The 12,726-nt window shown below is 69.9% G+C and carries 10 protein-coding genes; 2 read left to right on the forward strand and 8 right to left on the reverse strand.

Annotated elements, in window-relative coordinates:
* Nucleotides 1-81 precede the first annotated feature (81 nt).
* Genes cobC through EV216_RS04910 form a run of 4 tightly spaced genes read right to left on the reverse strand, consistent with a single transcriptional unit; the run spans nucleotide 82 to nucleotide 3,111 of the window.
* A complete protein-coding gene (gene cobC / locus EV216_RS04895) occupies nucleotides 82-654 on the reverse strand; it encodes an alpha-ribazole phosphatase family protein (RefSeq protein WP_132693949.1) in 573 nt (190 codons plus the stop codon).
* On the reverse strand, nucleotides 645-1,415 hold the full coding sequence (cobS, locus tag EV216_RS04900; protein ID WP_132693950.1) for an adenosylcobinamide-GDP ribazoletransferase: 771 nt from the start codon (nucleotides 1,413-1,415) through the stop codon (nucleotides 645-647). Before cobS ends, cobC begins: the two co-directional genes overlap by 10 nt.
* Nucleotides 1,412-2,413, reverse strand: a complete 1,002-nt coding sequence (gene cobT / locus EV216_RS04905; protein ID WP_132693951.1) for a nicotinate-nucleotide--dimethylbenzimidazole phosphoribosyltransferase — start codon at nucleotides 2,411-2,413, stop codon at nucleotides 1,412-1,414. Before cobT ends, cobS begins: the two co-directional genes overlap by 4 nt.
* Entirely contained in the window at nucleotides 2,410-3,111 is a 702-nt protein-coding gene (locus EV216_RS04910; RefSeq protein WP_165899152.1) for a TetR/AcrR family transcriptional regulator, read from the reverse strand. The genes cobT and EV216_RS04910 overlap by 4 nt, the downstream gene beginning before the upstream one ends.
* Before the next feature lie 169 nt (nucleotides 3,112-3,280).
* Between EV216_RS04910 and EV216_RS04915 the strand changes: the two genes are divergently transcribed.
* On the forward strand, nucleotides 3,281-4,420 hold the full coding sequence (locus tag EV216_RS04915; protein WP_132693953.1) for an efflux RND transporter periplasmic adaptor subunit: 1,140 nt from the start codon (nucleotides 3,281-3,283) through the stop codon (nucleotides 4,418-4,420).
* 33 nt (nucleotides 4,421-4,453) lie between these two features.
* Nucleotides 4,454-7,558: an efflux RND transporter permease subunit gene (locus EV216_RS04920; RefSeq protein WP_132693954.1), complete on the forward strand. Its 3,105-nt coding sequence runs from the start codon at nucleotides 4,454-4,456 to the stop codon at nucleotides 7,556-7,558.
* A 35-nt stretch (nucleotides 7,559-7,593) separates the two neighbouring features.
* Here EV216_RS04920 and EV216_RS04925 read toward each other — a convergent pair whose 3' ends face one another.
* From EV216_RS04925 to EV216_RS04940, 4 genes are all read right to left on the reverse strand, one after another.
* Nucleotides 7,594-8,625, reverse strand: coding sequence for a GGDEF domain-containing protein (locus EV216_RS04925; RefSeq protein ID WP_132693955.1), 1,032 nt, complete (start codon nucleotides 8,623-8,625; stop codon nucleotides 7,594-7,596).
* Nucleotides 8,625-9,209: a heme NO-binding domain-containing protein gene (locus EV216_RS04930; RefSeq protein WP_132693956.1), complete on the reverse strand. Its 585-nt coding sequence runs from the start codon at nucleotides 9,207-9,209 to the stop codon at nucleotides 8,625-8,627. The genes EV216_RS04925 and EV216_RS04930 overlap by 1 nt, the downstream gene beginning before the upstream one ends.
* A 110-nt stretch (nucleotides 9,210-9,319) precedes the next feature.
* A complete protein-coding gene (locus EV216_RS04935) occupies nucleotides 9,320-11,098 on the reverse strand; it encodes a DUF4153 domain-containing protein (protein ID WP_132693957.1) in 1,779 nt (592 codons plus the stop codon).
* Nucleotides 11,099-11,209: 111 nt separating this feature from the next.
* The gene (locus tag EV216_RS04940; RefSeq protein WP_132693958.1) at nucleotides 11,210-12,610 is read right to left on the reverse strand and encodes a diguanylate cyclase; all 1,401 of its coding nucleotides are present in this window, start codon (nucleotides 12,608-12,610) and stop codon (nucleotides 11,210-11,212) included.
* Nucleotides 12,611-12,726 lie beyond the last annotated feature (116 nt).

The raw sequence follows: 12,726 nt of genomic DNA on the forward strand, positions 1-12,726 counted from the left end.
GTTCCTTGGGGGCGTGCCCGCCCCTGATCTGCGTAATATCTATTCCACAGCCACGGCATGGCCACAGCCATTCCGGGGCGCTCACGCGTTTTTTCCGGGGCGTGTCCCGGCGCCGCCCGCCGCCAGCGCCGCAAGCTCCCCCGGCGAAAGCCGCAGCACCGCGCCATGGGCAAAGCGGCTGGCCCAGGTCTCGTCCCGGCCCAGAAGGTGCAGGGCGGCGCGCATCAGCCCGGCATGGGTCACCGCCAGCCAGTCCCGCGCGGCACCCAGCCCGGCCAGCGCCTCGGCCACCCGCGCGGTGAACATCGCCACGCTTTCCCCGCCATGCGGCCGCGCATGCCAGAAATCCGCCGCCCAGGCATCGAGTTCCGCGCGCGGCACCGCGTCCCAGGCCAGCCCCTCCCAGGCGCCGAAATCGATCTCGATCAGGTCCGGCGCGACCTCGACCGGCAGCCCGCGCGCCGCACCCACATGCTCGGCCAGCGCCCGGCAGCGGATCAGGGGGCTGGTCAGCACGCGGGACACGGGCGGCAGATTGGCCAGCACCCCGGCGGCCTCGTCGGCGAATCGCGGGCCGGGCGGCAGGTCGAGACGGCCGTAACAGGTGCCCGGCGCCACATCGGGGGCGGTGTGGCGCAGCAGGATCAGACCCATGCCAGCACGCCCAGCAGGATCGCGACCTCGGTCAGTTGCTGCACCGCGCCCAGCCCGTCGCCGGTATAGCCGCCCAGCCGCCGACGCAGCATCGCGCCGATCCACAGCGTCACCCCCGCCGCCGCGGCCAGCGCGCTCAGCGCCGCCCCCGGCCCCGCCGCAACCGCCAGCCCCAGCGCCGCCACCGCCCCGGTGCCCAGCACGATCCACAGCCCGCCCGGCCCGATCTCGGCCAGGCTGGCAAAGCCCGCCTTGCCCTCGGGTCGGGCATAGGGCAGCCGCAGCATGGTCAGCACCACGAAGACCCGGCTCAGCCCATGCGCCGCGATCAGCGCCGCGACCGCCGCCCCGCCCAGATGCGCCAGCGCCCCGGCCTTGAGCAGCAGCACCAGCACCAGCGCGACCGTGCCATAACTGCCGATCCGGCTGTCGCGCATGATCTCCAGCGCATGTTCGCGGCTCTGCCCGCCGCCCAGCCCGTCGGCGACATCGGCCAGCCCGTCCTCGTGCAGCGCGCCGGTCAGCCGCACGCCCGCCGCCAGCGCCAGCCCCGCCGCCACCCAGACGGGCAGCACCAATGCCGCACCCCAGAAGACCAGCGCCACGACCGCGCCGATCCCCAGCCCCACCAGCGGAAACCAGCGCGTGGCCCAGGCCATCCGCTGCGGCGTGAAGGCAGGATCGGGCGGCACCGGCAGCCGGGTCAGGAACCCCGCCGCCAGCAGGATCAGCCGCGCTTCCCGCGCCAGCCGCCCGGTCATGCCGGCCCCGTCACCCCGGCATCGGCGAAACTGGCCATCTCGGTCAGCATCGCGGCCGCGGCCTTGATGAGCGGCCAGGCCAGCAACGCGCCCGTGCCCTCGCCCAGCCGCAGGTTCAGCGACAGAAGCGGCGCGGCGTCCAGCGCATCCAGCAGCGCGCCATGGCCCTGTTCCTCGGAGCGGTGGGCAAAGACCATCGCCGCGCGCGTGGCGGGGGCGATCCGCACCGCCGCCAGCGCGGCCGAGGTGGCGATGAAGCCGTCCACGATCACCACCCGGCCCGCCTCTGCCGCGCCGATCATCGCGCCTGCCATCATCGCGATCTCGAAGCCGCCATATTCGGCCAGCGCCTCCTGCGGGGCCAACGCCCCGGTGCGCGCCGCGGCCCGTTCCAGAACCGCGCGCTTCTGCGCAAGGCCCGGATCGTCCAGCCCGGTGCCCCGCCCGGTCAGCACATCCAGTCCCACGCCCGTCAGCTTGTGGCCCAGTGCGGCCGCTGCGGCGGTGTTGGCGATGCCCATCTCGCCATAGGCCACCGCGTCCCAATCGCCATCGGCCCCCAGTGCGCGGCCAGCCTCAAGTGCGGCGGCGCATTGTTCGGCGCTCATCGCCGGGCCGGTCAGGAAGCTGGCCGTGCCCGCGCCGATGCGCCGCTCGATCAGCCCCTCGACCCCGAAGGGCTCTCCCATCACGCCCGCATCGACCACGCGCAGATCGGCGCCGACGCTGCGTGCAAAGACATTCGCCGCCGCCCCGCCCGCAAGGAAGTTCAGCACCATCTGCCGCGTCACCTCCTGCGGGAACAGCGACACGCCCTCGGCCGCGATGCCGTGATCGGCGGCAAAGATCGTCAACTGGCAGCGGTCCATCCGCGGCATCGTCGTACCCTGTACAAGCCCGATCTGACAGGCCAGCGCCTCGATCCGGCCCAGCGAGCCGGGCGGCTTGGTCTTGAGGTCGATCCGGCGTTGCAATTCGGTGGCAAGGGTCTCGGTCATGGTCGCTCCGGTGGTTGTGACCGGGCTCTGATAGTCGCGCCCGCACGCCCCCGCAACCGGCACCCGACGCCGCAGCCGCCCGCCGCCATTCCCGCCATGAACACCGCGACCGCCCGGTCGACCCGGGCACGCGCGGCTTCCAGCGGCTCGTCGGCGCCATCGGTCCGCAGCAGCCGCGCCAGCGGACAGGGCAGCGCCATCCGGTGCAGCAGCGCCGCCGCCGCCCCGGGATCGTCCAGCGCGATCTCGCCCCGGCTCATGCCGCGCTCCAGCTCGTCGCGGATCAGCCGACGCACGGCCAGCGGCCCCTCCTCCAGCATGCGCGCGGCCAGGTCCGGCTGGTGCGGCGCCTCGGCGATCGCCGCGCGCATCACCTCCAGCGCGACCGACCCCGCGCCTGGCAACCGCTCGGGCGTCAGCAAGAGCCGCAGCCGCTGCGCCAGCGGCAGCGCCTGCTGCACGTCCCCCAGCGGCCTCACGATCCCTTCGCGCAACCGGCGCACCAGCGCCTCGACCAGTCCCGCCCGCCCGTCGAACAGCTCGTAAAGCGTGCGCTTGGACATCCCCGCCTCGGCCGCCACCGCATCCATCGAGGTGCCCCGCAACCCGCGCGACAAAAGCACCCGCTCGGCCGCGTCCAGAATCACCCGCGCGCGTTCCTCGGGGTCCATACGGGGCGGACGGCCCCGGCGGGACATGGGTTTGCCCATCCTTTCGACACTTTCCTCGACCAGATCGCCCCCGCAGGCCGGACCGGGCGGATTCCCGCTTGCGCGAACCGGCGGATGCGAATAACAAAACGATACCGTTTTATAAACGCGCGCGTCCCTATCCGCCAGAGAAATTGCCTATCCCACGAGGTTCCCCATGCCCCGCCTTCCCCGGGTTCTCGCCGCCCTCCTGACGCTGTCGCTGGCCATGGCAACCGCCGCCCAGGCCCAGCAGGCGCAAGGCCAGCGCCCGCCCACGCCGGTCACCGTTCTGACCCTTTCCGCACAGGACATCACGCTGACCACACGGTTGCCGGGCCGGATCGTGGCCTCGGGCATGGCCGAGGTGCGCCCCCAGGTCGCGGGCATCATCATCGAGCGGCTGTTCGACGAGGGCGCCGAGGTCTTCGAGGGCGAGGCGCTCTATCGCATCGACTCGGCCAGCTACGAGGCCCGCGTCGCCGCCGCCCTGGCCGCGGTTGCCCAGGCCGAGGCGACCCGCGACTCCGCAAGGCGCGAGGCTACGCGGCTTCAGACATTGCTCGAACGCAACGTCACCAGCGAGCAGGCCGTGGATGACGCACTGGCCGCGCGCGATGCGGCCGAGGCAGGGCTTCAGGTCGCAGAGGCACAGCTTGTCGCGGCCGAGATCGACCTCGACCGCACCACCGTCACCGCGCCCTTGTCGGGCACGGTCGGCCGCTCGCTGACCACCCGCGGCGCGCTGGTCACCGCAGGCCAGGCCCAGCCGCTGGCGGTGATCCGCACGCTCGATCCGGTGCTGGTCGATGTCACCATGTCCGCCGCCGAACTGATCGCCTGGCGCCGCGGCCACATGGAGGAGGCCCTGGGCGCGGCCGATCGCACCGTCAGCCTGACGCTGGCCGATGGCGGCGGCTACGACCATACCGGCACGCTGCGCGCGGCCGAGCCCTATGTCGACGAACGCACCGGCGTTGTTGTTCTGCGGATGGAATTTCCAAATCCTGACAAGATGTTGCTGCCCGGAATGTATGTACAGGTCGAAATGCCCCAAGGCGTGATCGAGAACGCGATCCTCGCCCCGCAATCGGCCATCGGCCGCGACCGGCGCGGCCGTCCCACGGCACTGGTGGTCACGCCCGAGAACATCGTCGAGGAACGCGCGCTGACAGTGTTGCGCGACCGCGGCACCGACTGGATCGTGACCGAGGGACTGGCGGATGGCGACCGGATCATCGTGGCCGGGCTGCAGAAGGTCGCCCCCGGCGCGGCGGTCGCCCCCGAAGAACGCGCCGAGCCCGCGCAAGCAAACTGACCCCGACACCCCGAACCCCGGAGAGACCGCGCCATGGCCCGCTTCTTCATCGACCGCCCGGTCTTCGCCTGGGTCATCTCGATCCTCATCATGGGGATCGGCCTTCTGTCGATCCTGACCCTGCCGATCGCACAATACCCGCAGATCGCGCCCCCCTCTGTCAGCGTGCAGGCGGCCTATCCCGGCGCCTCGGCCGAGACGGTGGCCAATACCGTGACCCAGGTCATCGAACAGCAGATGACCGGGCTCGACGGGCTGCGCTACATCTCGTCCTCCTCGACCTCGGCCGGTCAGGCCTCGATCACGCTGACCTTCGAGACCGGAACCGATCCCGACATCGCGCAGGTGCAGGTCCAGAACAAGCTCGCGCAGGCGACGCCGCTCTTGCCCGAGATCGTGCAGCGTCAAGGGGTCAGCGTGCGCAAATCCTCGGCCGGGTTCCTGATGGTGATCGCGCTGATTTCGGATGACGGCGCGCTGGAACAGGTGGACCTGTCGGATTACATGGTCTCCAACCTCGTCGATGCCTTCGCCCGGATCGAGGGCGTGGGCGAGGTGCAGGTCTTCGGCTCGCAATACGCGATGCGGATCTGGCTCGACCCCGCGAAACTCGCCGCCTTCGAGCTGACACCCGCCGATGTCGTCGCCGCCGTCTCGGCCGAGAACGCCCAGATATCGGCAGGTTCCTTCGGCTCGCTGCCCGCGCCTGCGGGCCAGCAACTGAACGCCACGATCACTGCGCAATCGCTGCTGACCAGCCCCGGAGATTTCGAACAGATCGTGCTGCGCGCGGAAACCGATGGTGGGCTCGTGCTGCTCAAGGACGTCGCCAAGGTCGAGATCGGCGCGGAAAGCTACGATACCATCGCCCGGCGCAACGGACAGCCCGCGGCGGGCATGGCGATCCGGCTTGCGCCCGGCGCCAATGCGCTGGACACCGCGCGCCGCGTCAAGGCGCAGATCGAGGAATACGCCCAGTTCTTCCCCGAGAACGTCTCCTACGTCGTCCCCTACGACACCACCCCCTTCATCGAGATCTCGATCAAGGAAGTGGCCAAGACGCTGGTCGAGGCGATCATCCTCGTCTTCTTCGTGATGCTGCTGTTCCTTCAGAACCTGCGCGCCACGCTGATCCCGACGCTGGCGGTGCCGGTCGTTCTGCTGGGCACCTTCGGCGTGCTGGCGGCCTTCGGCTTCTCGATCAACACGCTGACCATGCTGGCGATGGTGCTGGCGATCGGGCTTCTGGTCGACGACGCCATCGTGGTCGTGGAAAACGTCGAGCGCATCATCGAGGAAGAGGGGCTTTCCCCGCGCGAGGCCACCCGCAAGTCGATGGGCCAGATCACCGGCGCGCTGATCGGCATCGCACTGGTGCTGTCCGCGGTCTTCGTGCCGATGGCCTTCTTCGGTGGCTCGACCGGCGTGATCTACCAGCAATTCTCGATCACCATCGTCTCGGCCATGGCGTTGTCGGTGCTGGTGGCGCTGACGCTGACGCCCGCGCTCTGCGCCTCGATCCTGCGCTCGAAGGACGCGGTCCATACAAGACGCGGGCCGTTCGGCTGGTTCAACATCGGCTTCGACAAGCTGACGGGAGGCTATGCAGGCTCGGTCGGCTGGATCGTGCGTCGGCCGCTCAGGGTCGGGCTGATTTATGTGTTGCTCGCCGTCACGATGGGCTGGATGTTCATCAAGACCCCCACCGGCTTCCTGCCGAACGAGGACCAGGGCCTGCTCTTCACGCTGATCCAGACGCCCACGGGCGCGACCGCCGAGCGCACCCAGGCCGTGGCAGACCAGGTCAAGGATTTCTACCTGAACGCCGAGGCCGAGAACGTGAATTCGGTCTTCACGGTGGTCGGCTTCAGCTTTGCGGGTGCCGGCCAGAACATGGTGCTGGGCTTCGTCCAGCTCAAGGACTGGGACGAGCGCACCCGCCCCGACCAGGGCGTGCAGGCCATCGCCGGTCGTGCCTTCGGCGCCTTCAGCCAGATCCAGGATGCCATGGTCTTTCCCATCGTGCCGCCCTCGGTGATCGAACTGGGCAACGTCTCGGGCTTCGACTTCTACCTTCAGGCCCGCGGCGGACAGACTCACGAGGAACTCCTGGCCGCCCGCAACCAGCTTCTGGGGATGAGCGCGCAAAGCCCGCTGATCGGCTCGATCCGGCCCAACGGGCTGGAGGACGCGACGCAGTTCAGGCTGGACATCGACTGGCGCGCGGCCGGTGCGATGGGGCTGTCGGCCACCGAGGTCGGCCAATTGCTCTCGATCGCCTGGGCCGGGCGCTACGTCAACGACTTCATCGACCGCGGCCGGATCAAGCGCGTCTATGTCCAGGGCGAACCCGAGGCGCGCGCGACCCCCGAGGATATCGAGCTCTGGCGCGTGCGCAATGCAAGCGGCGGGCTGGTGCCGTTCTCGAACTTCACCGATGCGGGCTGGGAATTCGGCCCGCAGGGCCTGACGCGCTATAACGGCGTGCCCGCGATGCAGTTGCAGGGCGGACCCGCCCCCGGCGTCACAACCGGCGAGGCCATGGCCGAGATCGAGCGGCTGGCCGACCAGCTTCCCCCCGGCTTCGCCGTCGCATGGACCGGCCTCTCGCTGGAGGAACGCGAATCCGGCAGCCAGGCACCCCTGCTCTACGCGCTGTCGCTGGCGGTCGTCTTCCTCTGCCTTGCGGCCCTTTACGAAAGCTGGGCGATCCCCTTCGCGGTCATGCTGGCCATGCCCATCGGCGTCCTGGGCGCGCTGATCGGCGCCTGGCTGGGCGGGTTCGAGAACGGGGTGTTCTTCCAGGTGGCGATCCTGACGGTGATCGGGCTGACCGGCAAGAACGCGATCCTGATCGTCGAATTCGCGCGCGACCGGCAGGTGGCGGGCGAGGATCTGTTCACCGCCATCCGCGAGGCCGCGCGGCAACGCTTCCGCCCCATCATCATGACCTCGATGGCGTTCTCGCTGGGCGTTCTGCCGCTGGTGCTGAGTTCGGGCGCAGGCTCGGGCGGGCGCAACGCCATCGGTTCGGGCGTGCTGGCCGGCACGCTGACGGCTACGGTTCTGGGCGTTCTGCTTGTACCGCTGTTCTATGTCGCGATCCGCCGACTGGCAGGCGGGGTAATGGGACGATAGCACCATCCGGGGCGAGCGTGGCGCGCCCGCCTGCATCAGGCGGCGTCCGGATCGCCCGTCGCGTCCGCGGTGGGGGAAAAGACGGTGACACGGGCGCGGCCCGTTCCCTTGGACTGGTAAAGCGCGATATCGGCTTCGCGCATTATCCGTTTTGCATCCGATGCATCCTGGCGCGCGCGCACCGCCACGCCGATGCTGGCCGAGATACGGCACTCGAATCCGCCCACATGGATCGGCTCCTCGATCTGGCGGATCAGCCGATCCGCGATCCGCGCCAGGTGAAACGGCTCGACGATATCGGCCAGAATCATCACGAACTCGTCGCCGCCGATCCGCGCCACCAGATCCTGGGTTCGGCATTGCGCGCGCAACAGATGCGCCACCTCGCGCAGTACCGCATCGCCCACGTCATGGCCGTGGCTGTCGTTGACCAGCTTGAAGTAATCGAGGTCGATCTGCATCAGCGCAAAGGGGCGCCCCTGGCCCAGCAGCCGCGCCAGCGTGGCTTCCAGGCGGCGCCGGTTGGCCAGCCCTGTCAGCGTGTCGGTCGCCGCCTCCTGCTCGGCCGAGACGCGCGCGCCGTTCAGTCGCTGCGCGAGGCGGCGCAACTCAGCGCTGACGACGGACTTGGCCTCGTGCAGGTAGAGTAATTCCACCGCCAGGTCGGTCGGCGAGAAATCGCCAAGCGTCAGTTCGAACCGGCTCACTGCCTCGATAAGCGAGATACCCATCGAGATGTCGAGCATCGCCCCGCCATCGGGCAGGCCCGCGACAAGTCCCTTGAGCGGCAGCGCAGGGGCGACGGCAAGCGTCAGCTTGAGCGGCCGCCCCTCCAGCGCCAGAAGCCCTCCGATATCGGACACCACGGTCGGCCGACGGAGGGTAAGGATCTCGGTAAAGGGACGGTCGACAAGATCCACCCCCGCGATCCGTTCAAGCGTCGGCCCCGCCTGCCGCACGCGCCCCACCGGGTCCAGGCACAGATGCATGGGCAAGAATCGTCCCAGCGCTGTCCCGGTCAACCCGATCATGCTGTTCGCCACTCCCTCCTGCCGCGTCCCGCGCATCACAGATCTCCCGCCAGAGAGAAGCTGCGCCCTTCATGGAACGCGGAGTCGAGCAGGCTGATGGTGACCGTCGCCTCGCCGCCCTCGCGGTCAACCACATCAAGCAAGACGAGCGCGCCGTAATCGTCGGCCATTGCCCGCAGCATACCCTGCAACACGAATTCCGCCCCCGGCCAACTGCCCTTGCAGCGGATCGCGAAGCCGCCCTCCGCATCCTCGGCCAGTTCCAGTTCAGGCAGTTCCAGATCCGGCACCGCCAGCCGGGCGCGTTCGGGCAGATCGTCAAGCGAGAACAGAAAATCGAGGAACGTTTCGCCACCGAACCGCAACAAACGGCGTAATGGCTCGAGATCCGGGTGCGAGACGAGGAAGGTTCCCAGATCCTCCAGAATCATCTCGCGCGGCAGGTCGAGCCGGGCGACCGCAGACTCGAGCACCGCCTCCGTCAACTCATCGGCATAGGACATCATCGCCTCGAATCCGCCGGGGTCCACCTCGGCGGCACGCGCAACACGCGTCCAGCATTCCCTTCCATAGGTTTCGCTCAGGAAACACTGGATCGCGCGGTTGACGAGACCGTGCATAATAAACTCCGCAGAACGCGTCCAAGTAATCAAACGCGAGTCTGCGGCGAAGGGATTAAGAATTGGCAAAGCCCGGCAGGGATGCGACCGCCCGCCACCCGCAACCGACCTCAGCGCCCGAAGAACAGCGTGCGGCCCTCGACCTCCAGCGCGTTCAGCCGCTGCGGCACCAGCCGGAACTCGCCCGCGACCAGCGCGTCGATGGCAGCGTCGGCGGCGCGGTAGAAATCGGCGCCGGTCAGGAATTCGGGGCTGCGCATGGTGAAGCCCACCCCCTCGGCCTCGCGGAAATAGGCCCGCACCAGCAACGCCCCCGCCGGGTTATGCGCCACGATCAGCACCTCCTCGCCCGCGCGCGGCTCGGACAGATCGGCCAGCACCGCGATGCAGCCCGGATTGCCGCCCGCAGTGCGGTAGGTGCAGGCCCGCCCGATCTGCTGCAACTCCCACAGGCGCAGGCTCGACAGCAGCCCCTCGGGCAGCGCACGGCCCTCGGGACGCACCGGCAGCATCCCGGCCAGATCGGCGACCAACTGGGCGACATCGCCGCTTTCGCCCGCCCGCTCAAAGGCATAGGGCGTCTCGGCATTCTCGAGCGCGGCCAGCCGCTCGGCCAGACGCGCGGCCTCGGGATGGTCCTCCATCCCGGCCAGCCGCACCAGCCCCGCCTGCCCCGCCCGGCCCCATTCCCGCCCGATCGCCCACAGGTCCAGACCGTCGGCCCCGACCCGGCCGCTCTCGAACCGGGCGATCTGATGGGCCACCGCCATCCGCTGCGGATCGAGCGCGGGCGTGAAGAACCCCGCGACCACAGCCATCGCCACCAGCGCCATGCCGACATTGGCCCGCCGGATCCGCGCGCCCCAGCCCGGACCGGCCAGAACCGACCCGGCATAGGCCAGCCCATAGCCCAGCGCCAGCGCCGCCATCGCCCCGGCCACGACCCTGTCCGGCGTCAGGCCGTATTGCGCGACCCGCAGCCAGACCGCCACCCCCGCCAGCGCCGCCAGCGCGGGCAGCAGCAGGGCCAGGAACCGGCAGCACCACCAGGTCAGCCCACCCGGCGCCCGCCGCTCGTCGCTGGCATCCAGCCCCGAGGACACCAGCGTCGCCGACCCGAAGGCCATCGCCAGCAGGATCGCCGCCGCCGAGAAATCGCCGAACAGGTTCGACAACCCCCGGAACGGCAGCGCCGCCAGGAACACCGCCACCACCACCAACACCACCGGCAAGAGCAGCCGCAGCAATTGCAGCACCAGCTCGGGCGAGACGTAATCCGACAGCTCGTCCACCACCGCCAGCGCCAGCCCCAGCATAAGCCCGCTCAGCAGATAGGGCATCTCGGCGCGGTTCATCAGCCGCTCGATCACGTCGATCCCCACCAGCCCCAGCAGCGCGTTCGACAGGAACAGCACGCCCCAGACCAGGCCCACGAACAGCCAGGCCGCCGCGAACCGGACGACGATCATCCAGGACTGGGTGAACAGCACCGCGTAGTCGGTCGGCCGCCGTCCCGGCCCCAGCCCCGCGATCAGGAAGGGCAGCGCCAGCCCCAGCAGCAGCGCAAGACCGATCCAGGGATGGCCCGTGGCCAGAAACCCCGCCACATCGTCGAAACGCAGGCTGGCCCAGGCCATCAGCCCCGCCAGCGGCAGCGCCACCAGCCCCGCCGCCGCCAGCGCGCGGCGCGGCGGCAAGGGGCCGCTCAGCGCCAGCGCGGCGGGAAAGAACGCAGCCCCCAGGCTGGTGACGAACAGATGCAGCCGCGGCAGCCCGGCCATCCGGTCGGGCAGCACATCCACCAGCAGCCAGGCCGACAGCCCGGCCAGCAGGCCCAGCAGGCCCAGCCCGACCCGCCCCGACACAAGCGCCGCCCGTACCCCGTCCATCGCCGCCTCCGCCCTGCCATGACTGCCCCGGCGGACCATAGCGCCCGCCCGCCGCGGCGGCCAGTGGCAGCGGCGCAGTCAGGCCGGGGAAGTCAGGCAGCGACAGCGCCCTCAGGCGGCAGAGCGGCAGATCTCGACGGTGTTGCGGCCCGACGCCTTGGCGGCATAAAGCGCGCGGTCGGCCTGCGCCATCAGGGCATTGACCTCGCCCTCGGGGCTGCCGTCTTCCGTGGGCGGACGCTCGCCGCCAAAGGCCACGCCGATGCTGATCGTCACGCCGATGGCACCCGGCTCGCCGGACAGGTCCACCGGCCGCGCCTGCACCGCGGTGCGCAGCCGCTCGGCGGTGGCGCAGGCCTGTTCGAACCCGGTCTCGGGCAGCGCCACCATGAATTCCTCGCCGCCGATCCGCGCCACCAGGTCGACCGGGCGCAGGTTGTCCTTCAACCGGCGCGCCACCTCGACCAGCACCGCATCGCCCGCGGCATGGCCATGCTGGTCATTGACCATCTTGAACCGGTCCAGATCGAGCAGCATCACCGCGTAACCGCGCCCGGTCTCGGCCGCGCGCTCGACGATCCTGCCCAGATGCGGCAGCGCATAGCGGCGGTTGAACAGCCCGGTCAGCGGATCGGTCACCGCCAGCCGCAACCCGTCCTCGACCGTCGCCCGCAGCCGGTCGGCCTGCTGCTTGCGGCGCAGCTGGCTGCGGATCCGGATCGCCAGTTCCTGCGCATCGACCGGCGCCAGGATCAGGTCGTTCGCGCCCAGATCCAGCGCCATCGCCGCGGTCTCGCGCGCCGCCTCGGGCACCACGACCATCACCGCGGCATGGCGCGTCGCGGCATGCGCGCGCAGTTCGGACACCAGCCGCAGCCCCGCCCCCTCGGGGGCAAGCCGCGAATCGACCACGAAGACATCGGCCACCGGATGATCCGCCTGCGAATCCAGCGCCTCGGCCCGGGTGATCATGGCCAGCGGTTCCGACAGCAGCGGCGCCAGCCCCGCCCGCCAGGTCAGCCCGGTGCGCGGATCGGCCGCGATCAGCGCCACCCGGCCCGGCGGGGCAAAGATCTCGGGCGCCTCGGCAAAGCCCAGCGCGCGATGGGTGCCGTTGCGCAGCGCCAGTTCCTCGGCGGTCTCGCGGGCGCGCAACAGGTTGCGCACGCGCGCCAGCAGGATCATCTCGTCCAGCGGCTTCGACAGGAACTCGTCCGCGCCCGCTTCCAGCGCGCGCATCTTGACCTCGGCCGCGCGCGCCGCCGTCACCACGATCAACGGGATCGAGGCGGTCTCGGGATGCGCCTTCAGCGTGCGGCACAGCTCCGTCGCCTCCATGTCGGGCAATGCCATGTCCATCAGGATCAGGTCGGGCCGGTCGCGCCGCGCCGCCGACAGGGCCGAGGCGCCGTCGCGGGCCTGAAGCACATCGTAATGCGCCTCGCTCAACCGCACCTTCATCACGATGCGGTTGGTGGCCACGTCGTCGACTATCAGGATTCGCCGGGACATCGGCGCCGCTCCTCTGCCTGAAATATCCGAAACTTTTTACCGACATTTTCGAGGTTCAGTCTTGGGCAGGAAGTGTTAACAAACCCTTTAACGAGACCCTGGGGCAACGTTTCACG

The organism is Rhodovulum steppense (assembly GCF_004339675.1).
Classification (GTDB): domain Bacteria; phylum Pseudomonadota; class Alphaproteobacteria; order Rhodobacterales; family Rhodobacteraceae; genus Rhodovulum; species Rhodovulum steppense.

What these genes read in the sequence shown, in the direction of transcription:
- EV216_RS04925 (WP_132693955.1), bottom strand. Translation starts at nt 8,625, where the DNA reads ATGCGCGGGACGCGGCAGGAGGGAGTGGCGAACAGCATGATCGGGTTG.
- EV216_RS04940 (WP_132693958.1), bottom strand. Translation starts at nt 12,610, where the DNA reads ATGTCCCGGCGAATCCTGATAGTCGACGACGTGGCCACCAACCGCATC.
- EV216_RS04915 (WP_132693953.1), top strand. Translation starts at nt 3,281, where the DNA reads ATGCCCCGCCTTCCCCGGGTTCTCGCCGCCCTCCTGACGCTGTCGCTG.
- cobS (WP_132693950.1), bottom strand. Translation starts at nt 1,415, where the DNA reads ATGACCGGGCGGCTGGCGCGGGAAGCGCGGCTGATCCTGCTGGCGGCG.
- EV216_RS04930 (WP_132693956.1), bottom strand. Translation starts at nt 9,209, where the DNA reads ATGCACGGTCTCGTCAACCGCGCGATCCAGTGTTTCCTGAGCGAAACC.
- cobT (WP_132693951.1), bottom strand. Translation starts at nt 2,413, where the DNA reads ATGACCGAGACCCTTGCCACCGAATTGCAACGCCGGATCGACCTCAAG.
- EV216_RS04920 (WP_132693954.1), top strand. Translation starts at nt 4,454, where the DNA reads ATGGCCCGCTTCTTCATCGACCGCCCGGTCTTCGCCTGGGTCATCTCG.
- EV216_RS04935 (WP_132693957.1), bottom strand. Translation starts at nt 11,098, where the DNA reads ATGGACGGGGTACGGGCGGCGCTTGTGTCGGGGCGGGTCGGGCTGGGC.
- EV216_RS04910 (WP_165899152.1), bottom strand. Translation starts at nt 3,111, where the DNA reads ATGTCCCGCCGGGGCCGTCCGCCCCGTATGGACCCCGAGGAACGCGCG.
- cobC (WP_132693949.1), bottom strand. Translation starts at nt 654, where the DNA reads ATGGGTCTGATCCTGCTGCGCCACACCGCCCCCGATGTGGCGCCGGGC.